Source organism: Lysobacter sp. Soil_N_23 (genome assembly GCF_057656135.1).
The window spans coordinates 74,117-96,916 of sequence record NZ_JBDGKY010000014.1 but is presented as its reverse complement, the minus strand read 5'-3'; the positions used below and the strand labels follow the sequence as shown (position 1 = coordinate 96,916).

The following is a 22,800-nucleotide window of genomic DNA, read 5'->3' as shown; positions in this document are numbered from 1 at the left end:
CGCCGCCCCGAGAGCCATCGGGCTACCTATGCGGCCGGTTCGTGGGCAGTCATTTCCTGCCGGCGCTACTGCCGCTGTCTGCAATGCCAAATCCAAGGGAGGCCACAGATGGCCCGCCGAAAAGACAACAACGCACCCCGTCAGCGACACGGCGATAACCCAACAACCCGTGCCGACGAATTCGACTCCACACGTGTCGCCGGTCTGGAGGACATCGCAATCACGGCCGCCGATCTTCCGCAGATCATCCGCGCCACGGCCGGCATGGCAGCCATCGAAGCCAACACCGCGTTCGCAATGACGCGGGCAGCCTTTGAAACCATGCTGACGCTGCTGCGCGAACGCGAGGAGCGCGATGTGCAGCAGGACCGCATTAACCGTCGCCTGCTGGCCATGCTGCAACTGAGCTTGCCAAAGGACATGGGCTTCCACTACGCGGCAGCGCGCGCGTTGCGGGAGTTGCAGGAAGAAGAAGCACAGCCGATGCCCAACGGGCACGCAATCGCACTGGCCGATAGCCTTCGCGATCTGCCCGCACAGCTTGCGCATCTGTTGGAAGAAACACGGAACCAGCCACGCCAGCGCCGTCAGTAAGCGCACGGCACGCAAACCGGAGAATCACATGAATGCCATTGTTCGCAGTGCCCAGCCCCAGCGCCAGCGTGCAACCCGCCGTCCCAAGGGCGACATCATGGTTCGCGCACTGACCACTGCTTTGATTGCGCACGTCCGCCAGGTTTCCACGGACGAAGTCATTGCCCAGCGATACCACTCCGACATCGCGGTGGCCACCGTGTTGCGTGCGTCAACGCAGCCGGCCAGCATCGGTGACAGTGCTTGGGCAGGCGCACTGGTGCCGGAAGAAACCGCCGCGTTCTTGGACGCGTTGGAGTCGCTATCGGTCCTCTCTACGCTGGCGCGGATGCAGTCGCCCCGCCTTGTCTTTGATGGCGCTGGAAAGATTCGCCTGCCAACGCGCAACACAACTGGCGAACTGGCCGGTGACTTCATCGGCGAAGGCGACCCCATTCCGGTCAAGCAGGCCACACTAGCCTCCACACTTCTGACACCGAAAAAGATGGCAGTCATTTCCGTGTTCACGCGTGAACTGGAAAAGGCCACCAAACCATCGGCAGAAGAGGTCATCAGGGAGTTGATGGGTGCGGACACGGCGGAAAGTCTCGACGCCAAGTTGCTTGACGACGTGGCTGCCGACGACAAGCGTCCGGCCGGCCTGTTGAATGGCATCACGCCTGCCGCCGCTGACACAGGCGCCAACGCCATCAACAGCATCGTGGCCGACCTGCATTCCCTGTTGGACCCATTGATGGCGGCTAAGGCTACGCGGCCGGTGGTGTTGCTCAACCCGGCCCGTGCGCTAGGGTTGCGGCTGGTGTCGAATGGCAATGGCGTGTTCGTGTTTGCTGATGACATCAGCAACGGCGAGCTGATCGGATTTGAAACGGTGGTCAGTCACAACGTTCCGGCCGATCTGGCCGTGGCCCTTGATCTCGATGCGTTCGCCACCGCGTCCGGTGGCCTGCCTGAAATCACTGCAAGCAACAGTGCGGCATTGCATATGGAAGACGCCACGCCCGAACAAATCGTGGAAGGTGGAACACCCGCAACGCCGGTGCGTTCACTGTTCCAGACCACCAGCATCGGTTTGCGCCTGCTGTTTGACTGTGATTGGACGATGCGCCGGCCGGGCTTGGTCACAGCAGTGACCGGTGTTGCGTGGTGAGCCATCGAAGCAAAAGGGCCGGGGAAGCCCCGGCCCTGTGCGCCCCGCGAACGAAGGGATCGGACTCAAGGAGCCTTGGACGGGTCCTTGTCGCCCAGCCCGGTGCACTGGTATTCCTTGGTCACGTTGTAGGCAACGCACCCATAGCCGTTGCTGGCGGTGCACTGCTGGACTTGACCACCAAACGCCTCAGCGCCGGTGTAGCCCCATGTTTTGCACTTGGCAGTGGCGGTGGCGACGGCCTGCGATTCCTGCACCTTGGCGGATTGGAACGGACCCAGCGAGTACCCCAGCCTCACAGTGCCGTCTGCGCGGCTGCCACCGATGGCGGACCATTCGTTGACGGTCGAACAGCCAGCGAGCAGCACCAAGGCCATGGCCATGGTCAAGATGTTCTTCATGTTTTCCCCCTGTTGCACCCCCGGGCAATTCCGGGAAGCCGTCACATTCTCGGGGGTGGCGCCTCGGGGGGGATATGGGAAAAGGTCGCCCCCCCTTGCCACCACCGGCGCCCATACCCTGCACGTCAAAAAGTCCACGAAACCATATAGGTCAAGCCGGCTGAAGGGTCGAGGCCCACTCCGAAGGCGCCAGCCGATTGTCGCGGCCTGTGTGCCAAGCGTACTCTGCGACTTCGGCACAGGGGGACAGCTTGCTGGCCTCTGGTGCTCAAGGGGAATTCACATCGAAGCCACTATCTTCAGGGGGAATCGTGGCAGCAAAGGAAACAAAGAAGCCAGCGCCAGTGGTCGCCGTGCTCAACATGAAGGGCGGGGTTGGGAAGACGACCATCTCCGCCCATGTGATGCGCGTTCTGTATCTGAGGCTGCTGAAGAACACTCTGCTTATTGACTTTGATCCGCAGTTCAACTTGACGCAGACAGTAGTGCTTCAGACGCGCTACGAAAAACTGAAGCAAGCCAACAAAACGATTCTTTCAGTAATGGAGTCGGCGCCACAAACGTCGTTGTTCACCATCACAGCGGACAGCACTCCGCCGCCTTCGCTTGACGATGTGAGCATCGTCATGAAGAAGACGAACCCACCACATGATGCGGAGCTTCGGCTTGTGCCCGGTGACTTTGGATTGGTCAAGTATTCGTTGATCGACGACGCCAAGGCATTGGCTCCAGTTCGGGCAAGGTTCAAGTCGTTCGTTGCTGACGCTCGGAAGCAGATGGACTTGGTCTGCATCGATTGCAATCCAAGCAGTTCGTTCATGACCGTGTGCGCGTTGGAAGTTGCAACGCATGTGCTGGTGCCAGTAAGGCCCGATCGTTTTTCTGTTTTGGGATTGGAGTTGCTGGATAAGTTCATTGCTGACCTTCCAACGCTTGTCAAGAAGCCGAAACTGATTGTCCTGTTAAATGGAATTCCACGATCAAACTACGACCCTACAGTTGAGAACATCCTTAGAAGTCACGGTGACTTTGGTTCAAAAACTCTTTCAACACCGCTTTATCATTCTGGCATTCTCGCTGCGAACCCTTCGTACACCGGCTTCGCGACGGACAAAATGGTCTCCAATAGGCACAGGGTTTCGGCAAACGTCAACGTGCTTGTCGATGAGCTGGGCAAGGAACTCGGGCTAATCAAATGAATAGCAAACTCGCAAGTATTGAGCTGTTTCTGGCGAGCCTTGGGCTCAGCAGAAGTGAGCTCAGGCGCCTGCTAAGCGAACTCCGGGAAGTTCCTATGGACGAAATTCTCTATCGGGTCAGTGTCCTTGCCGATTTTGCGGCTTCCCGCCCACAGGGTTACGTGGTGACGGAATCCCACGAAGCGCACGGCAGGGTATCGGCCAGTGAATCGAGCGTGGGTGAGCGCGTGGAGCGATTGCTGCGGAAGGAAGCAGGCCTCTCCAGTAGTGAGGCTCACGACGTTCTGTCGAGCATGATCGTGGATGCGGGATTGATGAGTAAGAAGGATCTTCCGCCGCTGTCGAAGAAGGCGCTTCGCGTTTGGGTCGATCGTGTGCTGTTGTACGTCCCTGCAAAGGACTTGCTGCGTCTCGCGACAATCGCGCGTAACAGTTACGTGAACTCGCCTCAGGCAGACTGGTCGTTGGGGAAGCGAACGCGATGACAGCAGTTGACGAGCAGTTGTCGGAACTGGCCGCACGCACTTCAAAGAACTGCATTGACCATGGCGTGGCGTTGGTTGCGAAGGCCGAGGAAGCTTCCCGCTTGGAAATGCTGTGGCTGCAATACTTGTCAACGCAGTTGACGGGCAACGCAGATTGCCTGTTGCATGCTACGGCCGCCGCAGTGCGCGAGGCGGCTGCCTGCGTGGCGCTGGGGCTAGTAAGACCAGCCCTCGGTTCGCTCCGCCTCCAGATCGACTTGGCGCTGGGATGGCTTTATTTTAAGGACCATAAGGTCGAATGGGATCGCGTGCAGGCGACCGGCGATGGCTTCAAGTTGAAGAAGGACCTGCTCGGCTACTTAGAACTGTCGTTTGATCGTTACAAGGCACGGTTCAAGATGCTGATGGAGATCAAAACGCGTAGCCAAGATGACCCCTATCGTCTGCTGTCCGCGCACCTCCACGGTCAAAGCGAATGCGTGCTCCCGCAGATCAGTTCGCCGGCGGACATCGTTGGGTCAAGTGCGGCGCTTTCGGAAGTTATTCAGCTTCAGCAGGAATGTTCGGAGTTCATCAACGACATTTTCTGGGCCGTGTACGCCGACCAATGGGCTAGTTTGCCGACAGAGTTGCGCACGACGTTAGAAGGTCGATTCAAGACGGCGGTCCAGAAGGCGACCTTCTTCAACCCGGTTGGTGCCGCTTAGAACCTTGCGACACCCGTTGAAGGCGCTCAATTGTGTCGTAGCTGGGATGTCGCCCTCTGTCCCCGTAAGCGATTCGGGAAATGTAACTGGGCGATAGTCCGGACGCCTGTGCGATCTGGGCGCGGCTCATCCCGGCCGCCTCGCAGGCGGCGATCATCGCTGCCGGGTTGGGTCGCCTGCGGCGCATGGGCCGAACCTACCACTGCCGAAGCCGGAGTTGGGCAACGAGGGGTGTGGTTTGGCCCCAGTCACCACGTGGGCGGTCTTGGCGGTCTTGGCGGCCTTACCCCCTTCGCCGTTTACGCTGGGCCTCGGGAAGACCGTCGCGGCTTCCTAGTTGGCGGTGTTAAGCGTTGTCTTGCCCGTTGATGTCAGTGTCCAGCAATCGGCAGGCGGTTGGGCCGTAGATGGCGACGATATAGCGGATGGTGCCGTCCTCGACATCGTAGTTGCCGGCTACTTTGCCTATGGCCTCGGCATTCGATGCGCCGTTTTTGATTAGAACGGCATAAGTCATCGCAGCTTCTACTGGGTCAATCTGGGAGGGCGCGCCCGGCCTGCGAGGCGGTTGGGGTGCTGGCGCAGCCGCCATCGCGCGGAGTACGCCAACTACCAACCGTCGCTCATGGGACTCGAGCGGTAAACCGTCGTCCAGCTTTTGCGCTGCCAGTAGCAGTAACGCGCGCTGACTCTCGACCGCAGCAGCGAACGCCACCGGCTCAACAGGCACGGGCAGGGCGTTTGCCGGAGTACGCTTACGCGGCATTGGCCACCGCCTCGCGCTCAGAGCGTCGGACCGGGAGCGCGACGCCTGTAGGCGGCAAGCCCTTTAGGATGGCGTGCAATTCGTTGTCCCAGCGGTGAAGTGCTTCTGCAACCTGCGGGCGATAGTCGCTGTGGTCGTAGATTGCACGCAGGCCACCCATTGCATGGTTCAAGACGCGTTCGGCGGTGTCGGGTGTGACACCACACCAGCCAGTCAATCCAGTGCGTACCGTGCGGCGCAGGTCATGCGGCACCCAGCGTTCCGTGATCTCCGGCAAGCCCAGTTCCTTGGCTGCATCCTTTAGCTTCGGGGTCACATGGCGCCGGATGGCGTTGTGCAGCGTATCGGACCGCAATGGTCGGGGCTGCCCGGTTTGTGGGTCGATGCTGGCGCTGAAGAACGGGGCTCCTGCACCAAGGTTTGGACAGTCGCGCAGAATTTCCAGCGCGTAGTCATCCACCCACAGATCGGTGCGGCGGTTGGACTTGTTCTTGCGCTGCTTCCAAAAGTCCCCGGTGCTGTCGATGTCGCTGCGGCGCCATGAACCCACTTCACCCATGCGTTGGCCGAAGCACAGTGCGAGGCGGAGGCAATGGCCATAGGGGTAGCCAGCCATTTCACAGGCCCGCCACAGCACACGAATTTCATCGCGGTCGAGCGTGCGCTCGCGCTTAGTCTGTTCGGCAGGGTTTTCCAGTTCAGCGGCGGGGCTGCTGTCCCAGTCAAAGCGGTCGCGGGCATAGGCGAACAGCAGTCGGATGACCACAGCCATACGGTTGCCGGCAGCGCCGGACCGTGCGGCCACTTCGTCCAGATAGGTCTTGAGCACACCCCGGCGAATGGCTCCAATATCTTGCCCGCCGAACCGTACCAAGAACTCGTCCAGTGCCCGGCGGTAATCCTTGCGGCTGGACGCGGCTAGCTTGGGCAAGTGCACGGTTGCCCACTGCTCGGCGATATGTCGCACAAGGCGTTCTTCATCCCTTGCGACCGCGTCGCGGACCTCGGCGCGCTCGCGGGCCTGTTCCGTCTTTGGGTGCCGACCGTTGGCCAAGTCGTCCACGATCTTGGCCGCTTTCATCCGGGCGAGGGTGAAGGATGCCATCGGCGGGATGCTGGCCGCTGCTTCCCGGGCGATGGCTTCATGATCGCCAAGCTTCTGCCGGTGCTTCTGGTCGCCGATCCTGTAACGGTAGAACCATGCCGCGCCACCGGGACCGATGCGCAGGCACAGCCCGGCCGTGACGGCGTCGTTGTACTCCACGCGGTCGGCGTGCTTTTTCCGCAGCTTTGCGTCTAGGGTCTTTTCGTTGAAGGCGATGATCGGCATATGCGCAGGTTTCGGGCACGGGCTCGCTGGGGTCCGGCTGGGGTCCAAAAGTGCTGTTAGGAAGTGGACCCCAGCGTTAGGTGGCGTTATGGAAAACACCCCTGTAACCCTTGCAGTATAAGGCTTCGGGGTGGCTTTGCGTTATGCGCTGAAATGCGTAGGCGGGGACTTCGTAATGCGTAGGTCGTAGGTTCGATTCCTATTTCCGGCACCATAAAAACAGGGGCTTGCAAGGTTTTCCCTTGCAGGCCCTTTTTCATTTTTGCCCGCTGGCTATCGGGTAACAGATCGGCAGACCCATCCCAATCCAACGATCACTGGTGTCCTCTTCCGACCCAAGCGGACAGTCCGCCCGCTGTATGGCGCAGCGAGTCCTGATGCAGGCATGTCGGTGACCCGGCTTGATATGCTCGCGCCAATGTTCACGCTTCCAGTCACATGATCACACCCCGTCGAAAGAAGTACGCCTTGGTCTGCGTGGCTGCACTGGCGACCATATTGGTCATTGGCACGATCAAGCTTGAGGTCCCGCGTCACCTTCAGGGTGAACTGAGCGCGCAAGGGCGCATCACCAATTGCGACTTTCAGCGAATAGGGCGGCACGGCGGTGAGTTCTTCATGGGTGTCACGTTAGATTCGGCCGACGCGCCATACATCAGGTTCCAAGGCCGAAGCTCGGAGAGGGGCAAGTACGAGACTATGTGCGCGCGCCGGCCTGCAGTCCGCATCACATATCACGCCGTAAGACGCGTCTTCGGCCCTGTACGTTTCTGGATGGATCGCATCTTGGAGGGCCAATAGGCTTTTCAAGAGGGGACTGCTACGCGGGTCGATTGATCGAGGCGCGTGGCGATGGCCGCTTATGGCCGGAAGCGGACCTCCAATCCCGATGAGGCGTCAGCGCACGATCGCGGAGGTGTCGGTGCCCGACACCAAGTTGCGCCAAACCCGCAGCTTGACCCAGCTTCCCCCGGCAACAGCCTCGTCGGAGTGCGCACTCGAAGCCACGCCCCAGATCACCAGGCCCGATGCGGTGAGCGAACACAGACCGGCGGGCATCAGCCACCAGAGCGTGCATCTGGTAATTCGATCGATGCGCGGTGGCGCCATCCAGAAGATCACCTTGAGCGGCCAGGGAAGGAGTGCTGAGTACGCTGCCGACATGTGCTCAGGGTTCGGCATGCCCCGCGAGCTTGCTGCCCATGATGCTTGGATGGCGGAGGCGCGCTCCATCGCGCCCGCGCGAGCGCAGATCAAACCGCCGAGAACTTGGCTGCGAGCACAAGTGCAAACGCTAGCGCGACTTTCGGCAGGATCGTGCCGATGGTGCTCATGCTCACGTACTGCGCGACCTTGTCCAGGTTGCCGATCAGGAAGCCAAAAACCGCCGCGGCAATCCGATCTACTTCAGCTTGGGCTGGTTGGACCTGCCTCCGGAAGAAAACACGCTGCAGGCGCATAGCCCATTAAAACTGGTAAAGAGCCATAAAAAACAAACACTTGCATGGTATTTTCGGTGAGCCATTTCATTCTCGGGCCGTTTCGGCATGGTGGCTTCGCTCGCATGCCTGCTGACACACGCCAGCCATCGCGATACAACATCCTCGCACTGCATCCACCCTGCCTTCACTGGGAGTCGCTTGTAGTGGTCAGTTGTGAATGCATGCAATTCGCCTGCCGCTTGGTCACCCTTCCAGCACGCCAGTTCCCAGCAAGCTCGGCGACTCCGCGCAGCACAACCCGAAGTACCCATCGAGAGGCAGGCCCGTGGACCGTATCCGCAACCTACCCATCACCCGGCGCGACCTGCTCAAGGCGGCCGTGACCTCGGCCTCGGCCATGGCACTGCCAACGCTCGCGGCTGAGGCCAGTGCGGTGGCACCGGCGCCGCCACCCGTGGTGCACAAGGTGAAGCTCAACGTGAATGGCAAGGCGCATGAGCTCGAGCTCGATACGCGCACCACCTTGCTCGACGCACTGCGCGAGCAGCTGCACCTGACCGGGACGAAGAAGGGCTGCGACCACGGCCAGTGCGGTGCCTGCACCGTCATCGTCGACGGGCGACGCATCAATGCCTGCCTGACGCTGGCGGTGATGCACGAGGGAGACCGCATCATCACGATCGAAGGGCTGGGCACGCCCGACAAGCTGCATCCGATGCAGGCGGCCTTCGTCAAACACGACGGATACCAGTGCGGTTACTGCACGCCGGGTCAGATCTGCTCGGCCGTGGCAATGCTCGACGAGATCAAGGACGGGATTCCCAGCCTGGTCAGCACCGACCTCACCGCGCGACCGCGGCTGGACGTGGAGGAAATCCGCGAGCGCATGAGCGGCAACATCTGCCGCTGCGGCGCGTACTCCAACATCGTCGAGGCCATCACCGATGCGGCGGGGAGGTCGGCATGAAGGCCTTCGGTTACGAGCAAGCCAGATCGCCCGCCGAGGCAGCGGCCGCTGCCGCGCGCACGCCCGGCGCGAAGTTCATCGCCGGCGGTACCAACCTGCTCGACCTGATGAAGCTCGAGGTCGAAACCCCGAGCCATCTGATCGACGTCAACGGCCTGGCGCTGGACAAGATCGAGAAAACACGCGACGGCGGCCTGCGCATCGGTGCGCTGGTACGCAATACGGACCTCGCCGCCGACGCCCGCGTCCGCCGCGACTATGGCGTGCTCTCGCGCGCGCTGCTGGCGGGTGCGTCCGGCCAGCTGCGCAACAAGGCGACCACGGGCGGAAACCTGCTGCAGCGCACGCGTTGCCCGTACTTCTACGACACCAACCAGCCCTGCAACAAACGCCTGCCTGGCAGCGGATGTGCGGCGCTGGAAGGATTCAGCCGCCAGCACGCGGTGATCGGCGCCAGCGACTCGTGCATTGCCACCCATCCCAGCGACATGGCAGTGGCGATGCGTGCGCTCGATGCAACGGTGGAGACCGTGCGGGCCGACGGGTCGACGCGGAGCATGCCGCTCGACGAACTCTACCGGGCCCCAGGCGCTACGCCGCACCTGGAGTACACGCTGGCTGCGGGCGAGTTGATCACGGCGGTAACGCTGCCCGAACCGGTCGGCGGGACGCAGATCTACCGCAAGGTCCGCGATCGCGCCTCCTATGCCTTTGCCCTGGTGTCGGTGGCAGCGGTGGTTCAACGCGATGGGACGGGCCGCGTCGCCATGGGCGGTGTCGCGCCGCGGCCGTGGCGGGTCGAGGCGGCGGAAGCGGAACTGCCGCGCGGTGCCAAGGCCGTCGCCGATCGCATGTTCGCCGGCGCGCGCACCACCGCGCAGAACGAATTCAAGACGCTGCTTGCCCAGCGCACGCTGAGTGCGGTGCTGGTCGAGGCGAAGGGATGAGGCCATGAGATTCGACACCCCCGCCGGCACCAATCCCATCGACAAGCTCAAGGTCGTCGGCCAGCCGATCGATCGCATCGACGGACCGCGCAAGACCACGGGCACGGCCACTTACGCGCACGAGTGGCATGACGCGTTCCCCAAGCCTGCTTATGGCTATGTGGTCGGCGCCGGCATCGGCAAGGGGCGGATCGCTTCGATGGACCTCACTGCCGCCGAGCACGCGCCTGGCGTGCTGGCGATCGTCACCGCCGGCAACGCGGGCCCGCTGGTCAAGGGCGACTTCAACACCGCCAAGCTCCTGGGTGGTCCGGACATCCAGCACTATCACCAGGCTGTCGCCGTGGTGGTTGCGGAGACGTTCGAGCAGGCACGCGCCGCCGCGCAGCTGGTTCGCCTGCAGTACGACCGCGGCAACGGTGCCTACGATCTGCACAAGGCCAAGGCCGGGGCCCAGGTGCCGAAGGAGCCCAAGCCCGACTCCGCAGTCGGTGACTTCGACGGTGCCTTCGCCAAGGCGCCGGTGACGCTCGACGAGACCTACACCACGCCCGACCAGTCGCACGCGATGATGGAGCCGCACGCATCGATCGCGGCGTGGGACGGCGACAAACTGACCGTCTGGACCGCCAACCAGATGATCAACTGGGGCCGCGGCGACGTCGCCAAGACGCTCGGAATTCCGCGCGAGAACGTGCGCCTGATCTCGCCTTACATCGGCGGCGGTTTCGGCGGCAAGTTGTTTGTCCGTTGCGATGCCGTGCTGGCCGCGCTTGGTGCACGTGCCTGCGGACGGCCGGTGAAGATCGCGCTGCCGCGACCGCTGGTGGCCAACAACACCACCCATCGCCCGGCCACGATCCAGCGCATCCGGATCGGTGCGACGCGCGATGGCAAGATCACCGCGATCGGACATGAGAGCTGGTCGGGCGACCTGCCCGGCGGCGGCACCGAGAACGCGATCCAGCAGACGCGGCTGCTCTACGCCGGCGCCAACCGGATGACGCGCGTTCGCCTGGCCGTCCTCGATCTGCCAGAGGGCAACGCCATGCGCGCGCCTGGCGAGGCGCCGGGCCTAATGGCGCTGGAAATCGCGATGGACGAGATGGCCGCCAAGCTCGGCCTCGACCCGGTCGAGTTCCGCATCCTCAACGACACGCAGGTCGATCCGGAGAATCCCAAGCGCCCGTTCTCGCAGCGCCAGCTCAACGAATGCCTCCGCCAGGGCGCGCAGCGCTTCGGCTGGAGCCAGCGAGGCAAGGCGCCGGGCGAGCAGCGCGACGGACGCTGGCTGGTCGGCATGGGCGTGGCGGCAGGGTTCCGCAACAACCTGACGACGAAATCCGCCGCGCGCGTGCGCCTGGACCGCACCGGTCTGGTCACGGTTGAGACCGACATGACCGACATCGGCACCGGCAGCTACACGATCATCGCCCAGACCGCAGCGGAGATGATGGGCTTGCCGATCGATCGCGTGGTGGTTCGCCTGGGCGATTCGTCCTTCCCGGTCTCGTCCGGCTCCGGCGGCCAGTGGGGCGCCAACAGTTCGACCGCCGGTGTCTTCGCGGCCTGCCAGAAGTTGCGCCAGGCGATCGCCACGAAGCTGGGATTCAATGCCGACGAGGCGACCTTCGCCGATGGCCGCATCCACGTCGGCGAGCGCGACATTCCGCTGGCGCAGGCGGGCGAGGGTGGGGATCTGGTGGCTGAGGAGGCGATCGAGTTCGGCGACCTCGCCAAGAAGTACCAGCAATCTACATTTGCCGCACATTTCGCCGAAGTCGGCGTCGACATCGCAACGGGTGAATCGCGGGTGCGACGGATGCTGGCCGTGTGCGCGGCCGGACGCATCCTCAATCCGAAGCAGGCGCGCAGCCAGGTGATCGGCGCAATGACGATGGGCATCGGCGCGGCACTGTCGGAGGAACTGGTCGTCGACAAGCGTCTGGGCTTCTTCGTCAACCACGACCTGGCCGGCTACGAAGTGCCGGTGCATGCCGACGTTCCGCATCAGGAAGTGATCTTCCTCGACGAGGTCGATCCGATGTCCTCACCGATGAAGGCCAAGGGCGTGGGCGAGCTGGGCATCTGCGGCGTCAGTGCCGCCATTGCCAACGCCATCCACAACGCCACTGGCATCCGCGTGCGCGAGTACCCGATCACACTCGACAAGCTGCTCGCGAAGTTGCCCGTGCTGGCGTAATCGCGCAGGCAGGCAGACGACGCTGGACGGAGCACCCGGCGATCGGCCTAGAATCGATCTCCAGCGGCGCGCAACGTAGGCGCGCCGCGACGAATCTCCAGGACCTGCATGACCCGAAACACCTGGCTGTGGATGGCCATTGGCCTGACCGCGGCGGCGCTGGCCGCCACTTTCATCTTCGTGCCGACCCGTGAGGTCGCGATCGTGCCAACCGGGCCAGCGCCGACGCCGTTCGCGTGGAAGGCCAGGCTGGAACTGCTCGCCGGCGACGGTGTTTCCGGCCTGCGCGAGGGCGCCGCGATGCAGGCGCGTTTCGCCGATCCGTACGGCATCGTCCGTGCGGCCGATGGCTCGGTGTACGTCGCCGATGCCGGCGACAACAACCGCATCCGCAGGATCGCGCGCGATGGCTCGGTCACTACCGTGGCCGGGTCGGCCGAGGGCTTTGTCGATGGCGCCGGTGGTGCGGCTGCGTTCAACACCCCGTCCGGACTGGCCATCGACGAGGCCGGTAATCTGTACGTCGCCGACACCGGCAACCACGCCATCCGCAAAGTGTCGCCGCAGGGCACCGTGACGACCATCGCGGGCAACGGCAGCGCCGGCTTCCGCGATGGCCCGGCTGCGCAGGCGCAGTTCAACGGGCCCATTGGTGTCGCGGTTGGCACGGACGGTCGCGTCTATGTCGCCGACACGTACAACGACCGCATTCGCGTGATCGCGCCCGATGGCATGGTCAGCACGCTGGCCGGTCGCGATCGCCCGGGCTACCAGGACGGACTTGGCGCACAGGCGAGTTTCGACACGCCGACCGGGTTGGCGATCGATGCGTTCGGGCGGATCTGGGTCGCCGACACGCGCAACAACGCGGTGCGTCGAGTCACCCCGCGAGGCGATGTCGATACGGTCTTGCACGGCGCGCCGGACGATGCCAATCCGGTCGTGCATCGCCCGCTGAGCCTGGCCATCGCGCACGACGGCGTGGTCTATGTCGCCGAGAACAGTCGCGGCACGGTCCTGCAGTACACGCGTGACGGACGCTGGGCGGTGATCACCGGTGCCAGCCAGGACCAGCGCCTGTCGCGCCCGACCGGACTGGCGATCGATCGCGACGGTGCGCTGTATGTCGCCGATGCCGCCAGCCGTCGCGTGCACCGCATCGTGCCCATCTCGACGGAAGCGACCGCGCCACCGGTGCTGACGGTCGGGCCGGCCGCCGACGCGCCCTTGCCGGACACGCAGGGACGCTGGCCGTTGCGTCCGCAGGACGGTTGGCATGAAGTGGTCGGCACGCTGGGCGAGGTGCGCGGCAACTACCAGCACGAGAGCCGCGATCATCTGCACGGCGGCCTCGACATCCGCGGTGACGTCGGCCAGGAAGTGCTCGCGATCGCCGACGGCAAGGTCACCAGCCCGACCGCGAGCTGGGCCCTGGGCAAGCTGGGCGAAGGACTCGAGCTGGACAGCATCGGCTACATCCACATGCGCGTTGGTCGCACTGCGCAGGGCAAGCCGATCGATCCGGCGCGTTTCCACCTGCTGCTCGACGAAGCTGGCAAGCCCGAACGCGTGCGCGTGATGCGTGGCACGCGCTTCAAGGCAGGCGACGTGCTTGGCACCATCAACGCCATGGCGCACGTGCACCTGAGCGTCGGCGCCCAGGGTTACGAGCGCAACGCCATCGCCCTGGGGTTCCGCGGTTATGCCGACAGCTACCCGCCGCGCATAGACCGGATCGAGCTGTTCGACACCGCCCAGCAGCCGCTGCTGCAGAAGCAGGACGGTCGCGTGCTGCTGGCGCGGTCGTTGCCTGGCGTACAGATCGTGGTCGACGCCTGGGACCAGGTCGACCGCAACCTGCCGCGCCGCCGCCTGGGCCTGCATGCGCTGGGCTACCAGTGGCTGGATGCAACGGGACGGCCGCTGCCCGGTTACGAGGCGCCACGCATGAACATCGCCTTCGACCGCATGCCCGCCGACAACGACGCGGTCAAGGTCGCCTATGCGCCCGGCAGCGGCATCACCGCCCACGGCAGCGCGATCACGCGCTTCCAGTACGTGGTGACCAACACCGTTCGCGACGGCGTGCTGGCCACCGGCCAATGGCAACCGGCGGACCTTGCCGCCGGCGACTACATCCTGCGCATCACCGCCAAGGACTACATGGGCAACTCGGCGAGCGCCGGTCGCGACCTGGCCGTTCGCGTGCAGTAGCCACTTCGCTGTATCGCTGAATTGCCGGGTCGCAGCGCCGCGACCGTTGAACGCAGCACAACCCGCAAACCGCGGGCGTCGACTGCACGCGTTCGCGCTGGCTAGAATTCGCGTTCGCGCGTTGGCGCAGCATGCGAGGCCGTCGAAATGAGTCTTGTGCTGTACACGGGAACCCGCAATGCCTCGAGCTGGGCATTGCGCGCCTGGCTCGCGTTGCGCGAGCAGGGCATCGCCTTCGAGGAGCGCATCGTCGACATCCGCCGGCCGCAACGCAATGAGAACCTCGCCCGCATCGGGCAGTTCTCGCCTCCGGCTGCGGTTCCGGTGCTGGTCGTCGGTGACCACGTTATCTTCGATTCGCTGGCGATCATGGAGTACGCCAGCGAACTGGGCGCGACGCCGCTGCTGCCTGCCGATATCCACCAGCGTGCCAGGGCGCGATCCCTGCTGGCCTGGGTTCATGGCGGCCTGTCCGGCATCTGCTCGCGACTGTCGTTCGAAAGTTCGTTCTATTCGCTCAGGCGTGCGATGACCGCCGATGAGGTCGAGCAGTCCGATCGCGTGTGCCGGGTCTGGGAGCAGGCGCTGGCCGACAGCGGTGGCCCGTGGCTGTTCGGCGCGTTGTCACTGGCGGATCTGGCCTTCGTGCCCGTGGTACAGCGGATCGTGTCGCATCGCCCGGACCTCGGCGGATTTCCGCTTGCGCAGGACTGGTGCCTGCGCCTGATGGCGCGGCCGGCGATGGTGGAATGGATGGACGAAGCCCGGGCCTTGCCGGTGGTCGAGATGGCCGACTACATGCCTTGAACGAGCTGCCCTGAGCCGCAAAGTGCCGCTGCCCAAGCGCGAAGAGCGCCGCGCGGAACTGCAGGCCAACCTCGATGCGATCCGTGCCTGGGATCGCAGCAAGCTGGCCGGGATGAGTGGGTGGCTACCGTCCCCTCTGGCAGCTGAGCCACCTGTGAACGCAGCAGGCGAATGAACGTTTCATCAATCGGCAATCTGTATTTCACGAAAAATTACTCGTGCGCTCGCCACCATGCCGCCTGTTTTTCCGGAAGAGGTGTCGACAGGGTGTTGACCATGCGGATGGATGTTTTCGTGGTGGGCAAAGACGACGGCTATGTGGTGGCGCCCTGTGGCGCACCGTTGCCCGTTGATGAGATGGCCGTCCTGGGCGAGGTGAGCTTCGGCTGGACGCTCGACAGTGACATGGCCGCACCGCGCCTGGACTGGCAGGGCATCGCCAAGGACATCGACGCGCGCGGCTACAGCATCGTGCCGCAGGGCGACGTCGGTGGCTTGCTCGGCGCGCCACAGCAGGAGCTGAGCGCGTTCTACCCGGAGTACCACCTGCGGTTCGCGGCCTAAGCTCGTAAGCCCCTCTCCCGCTTGCGGAGAGGGGTTGGGGTGCGGGCAGTCTCGCCTGGCGCGACGCCGCCCCGTACAGTGGCGGCATAACTTCCTCGCGTCGCCGTCATGCCCAAGCCTGCTGCAAAACCCGCCTCCAAGTCCCGTACCGCCTACGTCTGCTCCGAATGCGGTGCCGATTTCACCAAGTGGCAAGGGCAGTGCGGCGAATGCGGCGGCTGGAACACCCTGAGCGCGTTCGTCGTCGAGCCGGCGGCCAAGGCCGGCGCCAGCGTCGCAGCAAGCCGCCGCAGCAGCTGGGCCGGGCGCGCCGATGCGCCGGCAGTCACCGCGCTGAGCGAGGTCCGCCATAGCGAGGAAGATCGCGTCAGCACCGGCATCGGCGAGTTCGACCGGGTTCTGGGCGGCGGCCTCGTGCATGGCTCGGTCGTGCTGGTGGGCGGCGATCCGGGCATCGGCAAATCGACCCTGCTGTTGCAGGCCATCAGCAAGATGGCCGGGAGCCTGCCGGGGCTGTATGTCACCGGCGAAGAGTCGCTGGCGCAGGTGGCTGGCCGCGCCGCGCGTCTGGGCGTGTCGGTCGAGGGCGTGCATGCACTGGCGGAAACCGGAGTCGAGCGCGTGCTTGAGCATGCGGTGAAGATGCGCCCGGGCCTGATCGTCGCCGACTCGGTGCAGACATTGTGGACCGAAGAACTCAGCGCCGCGCCCGGCTCGGTCGGCCAGGTGCGCGAAAGTGCCGCGCGGCTGGTGCGTTACGCCAAGGAAACCGGAACCGCTGTGTTCCTGGTCGGCCACGTCACCAAGGAGGGCGGCATCGCCGGCCCGCGCGTGCTCGAGCACATGGTCGATGCCGTGCTGTATTTCGAAGGCGAGAGTGGCAGCCGCTTCCGCGTGCTGCGCGCCTTCAAGAACCGCTTCGGCGCGGTCAATGAACTGGGCGTGTTCGTGATGGGCGACAAGGGCCTGCGCGAAGTGCCCAACCCGTCGGCGATTTTCCTGTCCGGCAGCCACAGCCCGCAGCCGGGCAGCTGCGTGATGGTCACGCGCGAAGGCACGCGACCGCTGCTGGTGGAAGTGCAGGCGCTGGTGGATGCCTCACCGCTGTCCAATCCGCGCCGCGTCGCGGTGGGCATGGAAGGCAACCGCCTGGCGATGCTGCTGGCAGTGCTGCACCGACATGGCGGCGTCGGTGTCGGCGACCAGGACGTGTTCGTCAACGTCGTCGGCGGCATCCGTGTGCAGGAAACCGCGGCCGACCTGCCGGTGCTGCTGGCGGTGCTGTCGTCGCTGCGCGACCGGCCGCTGGCCGAGCAGACGGTGGCCTTCGGCGAGGTCGGCCTGTCCGGCGAGATCCGGCCGGTGCCCAATGGCGAGGAGCGCCTGAAGGAAGCGGCCACGCACGGCTTCAAGCGCGCGATCGTGCCCAAGTCGAACGCGCCCAAGAGCGGCCGTGTCGGCGAGATGGAGGTGATCGCGGTGGAACGGTTGGCGGACGCGCTGGAACAGGCCTGAGCCAGACTCGACCCACTACCCGTCGTCCCGGCGAAAGCCGGGACCCACCTTGATCTTGAAGCCAACGCCACTGGGTTCCCGCCTTCGCGGGAATGACGGACTCTTGCCTACACCGCGAACACCACGGTGCGATGCCCGTTGAGCAGGATGCGATCGTCCAGCCAGTAGCGCAGTGCCTGCGCCAGCACGCGGCGTTCGATGTCACGGCCGATGCGGATCAGATCCTGTGGCGTGTCGTGGTGGCTGACCCGCTGCGTGTCCTGCTCGATGATCGGGCCCTCGTCCAGGTCGGCGGTGATGAAGTGCGCGGTCGCGCCGATCAGCTTGACCCCGCGGGCGTGCGCTGCGTGATACGGGCGCGCGCCCTTGAAGCCTGGAAGGAACGAGTGGTGGATGTTGATGCAGCGACCGGCCAGCCGTGTCGCCAGTGATTCCGAGAGCACCTGCATGTAGCGCGCCAGCACCACGAGCTCGGTGCCGGTGTGCTCGATCAATGCCAGAAGCTCGGCTTCCTGCTCATGCTTGCGGCCCTTGGCGACGGGCAGGTAATGAAACGGGATCCCGTCCAGGTCGAGGTACTGGTAGGTTTCGCGAGGGTGGTTGGAGACCACGCCGGTGATCTCCATCGCCAGCTCGCCGATGCGCCAGCGGTACAGCACGTCGGCCAGGCAGTGGTCGAACTTGGAGGCGAGCAGCATCACCCGTCGCGGCACGTCGCGGTCGCGCAGCGACCAGCGCATGCCGAAGCCGTCGGCCAGGGTCGCGAAGGTGTCGCGCAGCGCGTCGATTGCAACGGCCTCCAGCGCGAACACCGTGCGCATGAAGAAGCGATCGGTTTCCAGGTCGTTGTACTGCTGCGCGTCGAGGATGTTGCCCTCGAAGCGCAGCAGGTGCCCGGTCACGGCGTTGACGATGCCGGGGCGGTCGGGGCAGGAGAGGGTGAGGACGTAGTGGGAGGGCATTTCGGCATCGCGTGGGAATCCATGCGATACAACGCAATTCATCAACCACTACGGGCAGCCTGCCCTCACCCCAACCCCTCTCCCGCAAGCGGGAGAGGGGCTATATGGCACGCGCTCACCCCGCAAGCGGGAGGAGGCTATTGCTCCCTTCTCCCGCTTGCGGGAGAGGTGGCCCGAAGGGCCGGATGAGGGCAGCTCCCGGCGTCAGTGCCCGCCAGCCGCCGCCCCGCCGCCGCCGATCTTCGCCGCGAACGGCGGCCTGGCGAACCACACGAACACGATCACCAGCAGGAACAGGATCCCCAGCAGGTGGAAGATCTCGTTGAAGCCGATCTGCACCGCCTGCTGCGAGATCATCTGGTTCAACGCCAGCGCGCCGCGCTGCGGATCGCCCTGGCCCAGCGCCGTCACCGTCTGCTGCATCGCCGGGTCGTAGGCGCTGATACTTTCGGTCAGGCGCGCGTGGTGCACGGTACTTCGCTGGTTCCAGGCCCAGGTCGTCAGCGAGGCGGCGAAGCTGCCGCCCAGCGTGCGCACGAAGGTGGCCAGGCCGGAGCCGGCGGCGATCTCATGCGGTTCCAGGTCCGACAGCAGGATCGTCAGCACCGGCATGAAGAACAGCGCCACGCCAAGACCCTGCCACAACTGCACTTCGGCGACGCGTTCGAAGTTGACGTCGAGGTTGAAACCGGCACGTATGAAGCTGGTACCGGCCATCACGATGAAGGCGAACGTCGCCAGGATGCGCAGGTCGAACTTCGGCGCGTACTTGCCGACCAAGGGCGTCAACAACACCGGCAGGATTCCGATCGGTGCGCTGGCATAGCCGGCCCAGATCGGGGTGTAGCCGAGGTTGCGCTGCAGCCACAGCGGCACCAGCAGGCCGACGCTGAAAAACGCCGAGTACGCCATCACCATCGCCAGCGTGCCGCTGGCGAAGTTGCGATGGCGGAACAGGCGCAGGTTGACGATTGGGTCCTTCTCGGTCAGTTCCCAGATCACGAACACGACCAGCGCGACCGCGGCGACAATCGCCAGCCAGACGATCTTGGTCGAGTTGAACCAGTCTTCGTCGTTGCCCAGGTCGAGCATGATCTGCAGGGCGCCGACGCCCAGTACCAGCATCGCCAGGCCCATGTAGTCCATCTTCGGCTTCTCGTGCCGCTCGGGCCGGCCCTTGAGCTGGCGACCGACGACGATGCTGGAGAAGATGCCGATGGGAATGTTGATGAAGAAGATCCATTCCCAGCTGTAGTTGTCGGTGATCCAGCCGCCAAGGATGGGTCCTGCGATCGGCGCGACCACGGTCACCATCGCCAGCAGGGCGATGGCCTGTCCGCGCTTGTGCGGTGGATAGATCGAAATCAGCAGCGCCTGCGTCACCGGGTACATCGGGCCGGCGACGAAGCCCTGCAGCGCACGCGCCGCGACCAGCAGGCCCATGCTGTTGGCCAGGCCGCACAGCAACGACGCGATCACGAACGCCAGCGTGGCCCAGGTGAACAACGTGCGCTCGCCGAAGCGGCGGGTCATGAAGCCGGTCAGCGGCAGCGCGATCGCGTTGCTGACCGCGAACGAGGTGATGACCCACGTCGCCTGGTTGGCGCTGGCGCCGAGGTTGCCGGAGATGGTCGGCAGCGAGACGTTGGCGATCGTGGTGTCGAGCACCTGCATGAACGACGCCAGGGCAAGACCAATCGTCGTCAACGCCATGTTCGGCGGCCGGAAAGCCGCCTTGGGTTCGGGCGTTACCGGCAGCCCGAACTCTTCTTCCTGTTGTGCAATGGTCGACATGGCGTGCTCAGGCCGCTCAGTTGCGGGCCGCGGTCGGCAGGTTCTGCTTGATGATCTTGCCGATCAGCGCATTGGCGTCGTTGAGCTGCTGCTCGTAGGCGGCCGTGGTGAACAGCGTCTTGCCGCCCTTGCGCGCGTCGGCCAGGACCGCGCCGTCCTGGTCGCGAACGGTCACGTCGACATGCATGCTCAGGCCCAGGCGCAGCGGGTGCTCGGCGAGCTGGCGCGGTTCGATCTCGATGCGCACCGGCACGCGCTGCACGATCTTGATCCAGTTGCCGCTGGCGTTCTGCGCCGGCAGCAGCGAGAACGCGCTGCCGGTGCCCATGCCGAGGCTGGTGACCTTGCCGTCGTACTCGACGCCGCTGCCGTACAGGTCGGCATGCACCTTGACCGGCTGGCCGATGCGCATGCGCGAGAGCTGGGTTTCCTTGAAGTTGGCTTCGACCCAGATCTGCTCCAGCGGCACGATCGTCATCAGCGTCGTACCCGGCTGCACGCGCTGGCCGAGCTGGACCTGGCGCTTGGCGACGTAGCCCGACACCGGCGCGACGATCGCGGTGCGCTGCAGGTTGAGGTAGGCCTGACGCAGCTGCGAAGCGGCCGCTTCGACCTGCGGCTGGCTGCTGACCGTGGTCGAATCGACCAGGGCGCGGTTGCGCGACAGGTTGCCGTTGATCGAGCGCAGCCCGGCTTCGAGCACGGCCAGTTCGTTGCGGGCGTGGGCCAGCTCTTCAGCCGACACCGCACCGTTGCCGACCAGGCCTTCGCGACGCTTGAGGTCGGCGCGTGCGCGGTCGACCGAGGCCTGGCGCGCGGCCAGGTCGGCGGCACCGGCATCGACCGCGCTGTACAGGCCGCGCACCTGGCGCACGGTATTGGCGAGGTTGGCGACGGACTGATCGAAGGCGACGCGCGCATCGTTCGGATCCAGGTGCACCAGCGCCTGGCCGGCGACCACCTTCATGCCGTCGTCGGCGTCGATGCCGACCACGGTGCCCATGGTCTGCGGCACGATGCTGACGACATTGCCCTGCGCGTACGCATCGTCGGTGTCCTCGTGCCAACGTGCGACCAGCATGTACCAGGTCGACCACGACAGGCCTGCGACGACCACGACGGCGAGGAGGATCAGCAGTGCGCGCTTGCGCTTGCCGTTGGACGGGGGCACTGCGCCCTTGGGAGCGTTGGGATTGGGTTCGGTGGTCATGGCGTGGGGGCCTTGGCGAAATCGTTATTAGGGGCAGCGTTATTAGGGGCAGCGTTATTGGTTTCGGTGTCAGGGCCGGGTGCGTTCAGTGCGAGACCGCCGCCGAGGGCGCGGTCGAGATCGATCGATGCGGCCAGGCGCTGGGCGAGCAGCACGGTCAGGATGCGGTCGGCTTCGAGCAGCGGTCGCTGCGCGGCGAGCACATCCAGCTGCGTGCCCAGGCCGGCGCGATAGCGCGAGGTGGCGATTTTCCAGGCGTCCTGCGCGGCGTCGCGTGCCTGCGTCGCCGAGACGATCTGGCCGTCGAGCGAGCGCGCTGCATGCAACGCATCGGCGACTTCGCGCAGCGCGCCGACCAGGGTCTGGTTGTAGCTGGCCACGGCGAGGTCGTAATCGGCATCGCTGCGCGCAAGCTGGTTGCGCAGGCGGCCGCCGTCGAAGATCGGCAGGGTCAGGGCAGGGCCGCCGCCATAGACGAGGGCATCGCTGGAGAACAGGTCACCGAGATTGCCGGCGGCCACGCCGGCGATCGCGACCAGATTGACGGTCGGGTAGAACGCCGCCTTGCTGGCCTTGATGCCCTGTTGCGATGCTTCCACGCGCCAGCGCGCGGCGACCACGTCGGGACGGTGGCCCAGCAGTTCGCTCGGCAGCACCGACGGCACACTCGGCGAGGCGGCAGTAAGCACGCCCGGCTGGGCGATGTCGCGGCCACGGTCAGGGCCCTTGCCGAGCAACGCAGCCAACGCATTGCGGGTAATTTCGATCTCGTGCTCGCTGGCCTGGATCTGCTGCTGCGCACTGGCCACGGCACTCTCGGCCTGGCGGATCTGCAACTGGTTGTCGAGGCCGGCGGCGACGCGCTGGCGACCCAGGTCGAGCAGTTCCGAAGCGCGCGCGTGATCGGCCATGGCGACATCGCGTGCGGAGAATGCCTGCGCGAGGGCCACATAGGTGCGGGCGATGCTCGACGACAACGTCAATCGCGCGGCCTGCGCATCGACTTGCGCTGCACGGGCCTGGCCGACGGCGGCCTGCCAGCGTGCGCGCTCACCGCCCCACAGGTCGAAGGTGTAACTGAAGCTGAGGTTGAGCACCCCGACACCCTGATAGCTGCCACCAAGGGGCGCGGGCGCGATCGTCTCGGGCAACTGCACGCCCGAGTACTGCGCCGCGGCGCCGAGCGTGGGCTTGCGCGCGGCGTCGACAATGCCGGCCTGGGCGATGGCTTGGCGCACGCGCGCATCGGCCGCGTCGAGGCTTGGGGTGCCGGCGAGCGCTTCGGCGATCAGCGCGTTGAGCTGGGCATCGCCGAGCGAGGTCCACCAGTCCTGTGCAGGGAACGCTGCATCAGAGCCGGCGGCATCGGACGCAGCAGCATCGGACAGGCTGCGCTGCGCCTGCAGGCCGTCTGCATCGAGCGGCGTTCCCTCGGGAGCAAGCCCGCGCGAACTCGCGCAGCCGGCGACGAGGACAGCAACGGCCAGTGCGGCGAGCACGGGCTTCAGCCCGCGATGCGGGCGCAGTGCGTAGGGAGTCATGG

Annotated in this window: 22 protein-coding genes; 12 read left to right on the top strand and 10 right to left on the bottom strand. The window is 65.0% G+C overall.

What is annotated here, in order from left to right:
• Positions 1 to 108: 108 nt before the first annotated feature.
• Positions 109 to 594: a hypothetical protein gene (locus AC3A3X_RS12040; RefSeq protein WP_487583265.1), complete on the top strand. Its 486-nt coding sequence runs from the start codon at positions 109 to 111 to the stop codon at positions 592 to 594.
• Between the two features lie 28 nt (positions 595 to 622).
• Complete coding sequence (locus AC3A3X_RS12035) at positions 623 to 1,744, top strand: phage major capsid protein (protein WP_487583264.1); 1,122 nt, start codon at positions 623 to 625, stop codon at positions 1,742 to 1,744.
• A 65-nt stretch (positions 1,745 to 1,809) separates the two neighbouring features.
• Here the strand turns inward: AC3A3X_RS12035 and yecR are convergent, their stop codons facing one another.
• On the bottom strand, positions 1,810 to 2,145 hold the full coding sequence (gene yecR / locus AC3A3X_RS12030; protein WP_487583263.1) for a YecR family lipoprotein: 336 nt from the start codon (positions 2,143 to 2,145) through the stop codon (positions 1,810 to 1,812).
• Between the two features lie 311 nt (positions 2,146 to 2,456).
• On the opposite strand from yecR, the gene AC3A3X_RS12025 reads away from it, so the two are divergent.
• The 3 genes from AC3A3X_RS12025 to AC3A3X_RS12015 are packed head-to-tail and all read left to right on the top strand — an operon-like array spanning position 2,457 to position 4,536.
• Positions 2,457 to 3,344, top strand: a complete 888-nt coding sequence (locus AC3A3X_RS12025) for a ParA family protein (RefSeq protein ID WP_487583262.1) — start codon at positions 2,457 to 2,459, stop codon at positions 3,342 to 3,344.
• On the top strand, positions 3,341 to 3,829 hold the full coding sequence (locus tag AC3A3X_RS12020; RefSeq protein WP_487583261.1) for a hypothetical protein: 489 nt from the start codon (positions 3,341 to 3,343) through the stop codon (positions 3,827 to 3,829). Before AC3A3X_RS12025 ends, AC3A3X_RS12020 begins: the two co-directional genes overlap by 4 nt.
• Complete coding sequence (locus tag AC3A3X_RS12015) at positions 3,826 to 4,536, top strand: hypothetical protein (RefSeq protein ID WP_487583260.1); 711 nt, start codon at positions 3,826 to 3,828, stop codon at positions 4,534 to 4,536. The genes AC3A3X_RS12020 and AC3A3X_RS12015 overlap by 4 nt, the downstream gene beginning before the upstream one ends.
• On the opposite strand, the gene AC3A3X_RS12010 is transcribed toward AC3A3X_RS12015, so the two are convergent.
• The 5 genes from AC3A3X_RS12010 to AC3A3X_RS11990 all read right to left on the bottom strand — a co-directional run bounded on the left by AC3A3X_RS12010 (position 4,514) and on the right by AC3A3X_RS11990 (position 8,092).
• The gene (locus tag AC3A3X_RS12010; protein ID WP_487583283.1) at positions 4,514 to 4,693 is read right to left on the bottom strand and encodes a helix-turn-helix domain-containing protein; all 180 of its coding nucleotides are present in this window, start codon (positions 4,691 to 4,693) and stop codon (positions 4,514 to 4,516) included. The genes AC3A3X_RS12015 and AC3A3X_RS12010 overlap by 23 nt on opposite strands.
• Before the next feature lie 189 nt (positions 4,694 to 4,882).
• Complete coding sequence (locus tag AC3A3X_RS12005; protein ID WP_487583259.1) at positions 4,883 to 5,053, bottom strand: hypothetical protein; 171 nt, start codon at positions 5,051 to 5,053, stop codon at positions 4,883 to 4,885.
• Positions 5,054 to 5,291: 238 nt separating this feature from the next.
• Entirely contained in the window at positions 5,292 to 6,632 is a 1,341-nt protein-coding gene (locus AC3A3X_RS12000; protein ID WP_487583258.1) for a tyrosine-type recombinase/integrase, read from the bottom strand.
• Positions 6,633 to 7,529: 897 nt separating this feature from the next.
• A complete protein-coding gene (locus AC3A3X_RS11995; RefSeq protein ID WP_487583257.1) occupies positions 7,530 to 7,796 on the bottom strand; it encodes a hypothetical protein in 267 nt (88 codons plus the stop codon).
• Positions 7,797 to 7,885: 89 nt separating this feature from the next.
• Positions 7,886 to 8,092 (bottom strand): hypothetical protein, encoded by a 207-nt coding sequence (locus tag AC3A3X_RS11990; protein ID WP_487583256.1) that lies wholly within the window; start codon positions 8,090 to 8,092, stop codon positions 7,886 to 7,888.
• Between the two features lie 307 nt (positions 8,093 to 8,399).
• On the opposite strand from AC3A3X_RS11990, the gene paoA reads away from it, so the two are divergent.
• From paoA to radA, 7 genes are all read left to right on the top strand, one after another.
• Positions 8,400 to 9,041: an aldehyde dehydrogenase iron-sulfur subunit PaoA gene (paoA, locus tag AC3A3X_RS11985; protein ID WP_487583255.1), complete on the top strand. Its 642-nt coding sequence runs from the start codon at positions 8,400 to 8,402 to the stop codon at positions 9,039 to 9,041.
• Positions 9,038 to 9,988 carry an FAD binding domain-containing protein gene (locus AC3A3X_RS11980; RefSeq protein ID WP_487583254.1) on the top strand — a complete coding sequence of 317 codons (951 nt, stop codon included), beginning with the start codon at positions 9,038 to 9,040 and terminating at the stop codon, positions 9,986 to 9,988. Before paoA ends, AC3A3X_RS11980 begins: the two co-directional genes overlap by 4 nt.
• A 4-nt stretch (positions 9,989 to 9,992) precedes the next feature.
• Entirely contained in the window at positions 9,993 to 12,191 is a 2,199-nt protein-coding gene (gene paoC, locus AC3A3X_RS11975) for an aldehyde oxidoreductase molybdenum-binding subunit PaoC (RefSeq protein WP_487583253.1), read from the top strand.
• A gap of 108 nt (positions 12,192 to 12,299) precedes the next feature.
• The gene (locus AC3A3X_RS11970; RefSeq protein ID WP_487583252.1) at positions 12,300 to 14,405 is read left to right on the top strand and encodes a gluconolaconase; all 2,106 of its coding nucleotides are present in this window, start codon (positions 12,300 to 12,302) and stop codon (positions 14,403 to 14,405) included.
• Between the two features lie 147 nt (positions 14,406 to 14,552).
• Positions 14,553 to 15,212 (top strand): glutathione S-transferase family protein, encoded by a 660-nt coding sequence (locus AC3A3X_RS11965; RefSeq protein WP_487583251.1) that lies wholly within the window; start codon positions 14,553 to 14,555, stop codon positions 15,210 to 15,212.
• A gap of 276 nt (positions 15,213 to 15,488) precedes the next feature.
• Positions 15,489 to 15,776 carry a hypothetical protein gene (locus AC3A3X_RS11960; RefSeq protein WP_487583250.1) on the top strand — a complete coding sequence of 96 codons (288 nt, stop codon included), beginning with the start codon at positions 15,489 to 15,491 and terminating at the stop codon, positions 15,774 to 15,776.
• Positions 15,777 to 15,884: 108 nt separating this feature from the next.
• Positions 15,885 to 17,291 carry a DNA repair protein RadA gene (gene radA, locus AC3A3X_RS11955; protein WP_487583249.1) on the top strand — a complete coding sequence of 469 codons (1,407 nt, stop codon included), beginning with the start codon at positions 15,885 to 15,887 and terminating at the stop codon, positions 17,289 to 17,291.
• A gap of 107 nt (positions 17,292 to 17,398) precedes the next feature.
• Here the strand turns inward: radA and purU are convergent, their stop codons facing one another.
• The 4 genes from purU to AC3A3X_RS11935 all read right to left on the bottom strand — a co-directional run bounded on the left by purU (position 17,399) and on the right by AC3A3X_RS11935 (position 22,798).
• On the bottom strand, positions 17,399 to 18,295 hold the full coding sequence (gene purU, locus AC3A3X_RS11950; protein WP_487583248.1) for a formyltetrahydrofolate deformylase: 897 nt from the start codon (positions 18,293 to 18,295) through the stop codon (positions 17,399 to 17,401).
• A gap of 162 nt (positions 18,296 to 18,457) precedes the next feature.
• Positions 18,458 to 20,047 carry a DHA2 family efflux MFS transporter permease subunit gene (locus tag AC3A3X_RS11945; protein WP_487583247.1) on the bottom strand — a complete coding sequence of 530 codons (1,590 nt, stop codon included), beginning with the start codon at positions 20,045 to 20,047 and terminating at the stop codon, positions 18,458 to 18,460.
• Positions 20,048 to 20,063: 16 nt separating this feature from the next.
• Positions 20,064 to 21,257, bottom strand: a complete 1,194-nt coding sequence (locus AC3A3X_RS11940; RefSeq protein WP_487583246.1) for an EmrA/EmrK family multidrug efflux transporter periplasmic adaptor subunit — start codon at positions 21,255 to 21,257, stop codon at positions 20,064 to 20,066.
• Positions 21,254 to 22,798 (bottom strand): efflux transporter outer membrane subunit, encoded by a 1,545-nt coding sequence (locus tag AC3A3X_RS11935; RefSeq protein ID WP_487583245.1) that lies wholly within the window; start codon positions 22,796 to 22,798, stop codon positions 21,254 to 21,256. Before AC3A3X_RS11935 ends, AC3A3X_RS11940 begins: the two co-directional genes overlap by 4 nt.
• Positions 22,799 to 22,800 lie beyond the last annotated feature (2 nt).

Bases quoted from the DNA above. Each gene is read 5' to 3' on its own strand.
- AC3A3X_RS12040 (WP_487583265.1), top strand. From the start codon at position 109: ATGGCCCGCCGAAAAGACAACAACGCACCCCGTCAGCGACACGGCGAT.
- AC3A3X_RS12035 (WP_487583264.1), top strand. From the start codon at position 623: ATGAATGCCATTGTTCGCAGTGCCCAGCCCCAGCGCCAGCGTGCAACC.
- yecR (WP_487583263.1), bottom strand. From the start codon at position 2,145: ATGAAGAACATCTTGACCATGGCCATGGCCTTGGTGCTGCTCGCTGGC.
- AC3A3X_RS12020 (WP_487583261.1), top strand. From the start codon at position 3,341: ATGAATAGCAAACTCGCAAGTATTGAGCTGTTTCTGGCGAGCCTTGGG.
- AC3A3X_RS12015 (WP_487583260.1), top strand. From the start codon at position 3,826: ATGACAGCAGTTGACGAGCAGTTGTCGGAACTGGCCGCACGCACTTCA.
- AC3A3X_RS12010 (WP_487583283.1), bottom strand. From the start codon at position 4,693: ATGATCGCCGCCTGCGAGGCGGCCGGGATGAGCCGCGCCCAGATCGCA.
- AC3A3X_RS12005 (WP_487583259.1), bottom strand. From the start codon at position 5,053: ATGACTTATGCCGTTCTAATCAAAAACGGCGCATCGAATGCCGAGGCC.
- AC3A3X_RS12000 (WP_487583258.1), bottom strand. From the start codon at position 6,632: ATGCCGATCATCGCCTTCAACGAAAAGACCCTAGACGCAAAGCTGCGG.
- AC3A3X_RS11995 (WP_487583257.1), bottom strand. From the start codon at position 7,796: ATGTCGGCAGCGTACTCAGCACTCCTTCCCTGGCCGCTCAAGGTGATC.
- AC3A3X_RS11990 (WP_487583256.1), bottom strand. From the start codon at position 8,092: ATGCGCCTGCAGCGTGTTTTCTTCCGGAGGCAGGTCCAACCAGCCCAA.
- AC3A3X_RS11980 (WP_487583254.1), top strand. From the start codon at position 9,038: ATGAAGGCCTTCGGTTACGAGCAAGCCAGATCGCCCGCCGAGGCAGCG.
- paoC (WP_487583253.1), top strand. From the start codon at position 9,993: ATGAGATTCGACACCCCCGCCGGCACCAATCCCATCGACAAGCTCAAG.
- AC3A3X_RS11970 (WP_487583252.1), top strand. From the start codon at position 12,300: ATGACCCGAAACACCTGGCTGTGGATGGCCATTGGCCTGACCGCGGCG.
- AC3A3X_RS11965 (WP_487583251.1), top strand. From the start codon at position 14,553: ATGAGTCTTGTGCTGTACACGGGAACCCGCAATGCCTCGAGCTGGGCA.
- AC3A3X_RS11960 (WP_487583250.1), top strand. From the start codon at position 15,489: ATGCGGATGGATGTTTTCGTGGTGGGCAAAGACGACGGCTATGTGGTG.
- radA (WP_487583249.1), top strand. From the start codon at position 15,885: ATGCCCAAGCCTGCTGCAAAACCCGCCTCCAAGTCCCGTACCGCCTAC.
- purU (WP_487583248.1), bottom strand. From the start codon at position 18,295: ATGAATTGCGTTGTATCGCATGGATTCCCACGCGATGCCGAAATGCCC.
- AC3A3X_RS11945 (WP_487583247.1), bottom strand. From the start codon at position 20,047: ATGTCGACCATTGCACAACAGGAAGAAGAGTTCGGGCTGCCGGTAACG.
- AC3A3X_RS11940 (WP_487583246.1), bottom strand. From the start codon at position 21,257: ATGACCACCGAACCCAATCCCAACGCTCCCAAGGGCGCAGTGCCCCCG.
- AC3A3X_RS11935 (WP_487583245.1), bottom strand. From the start codon at position 22,798: ATGACTCCCTACGCACTGCGCCCGCATCGCGGGCTGAAGCCCGTGCTC.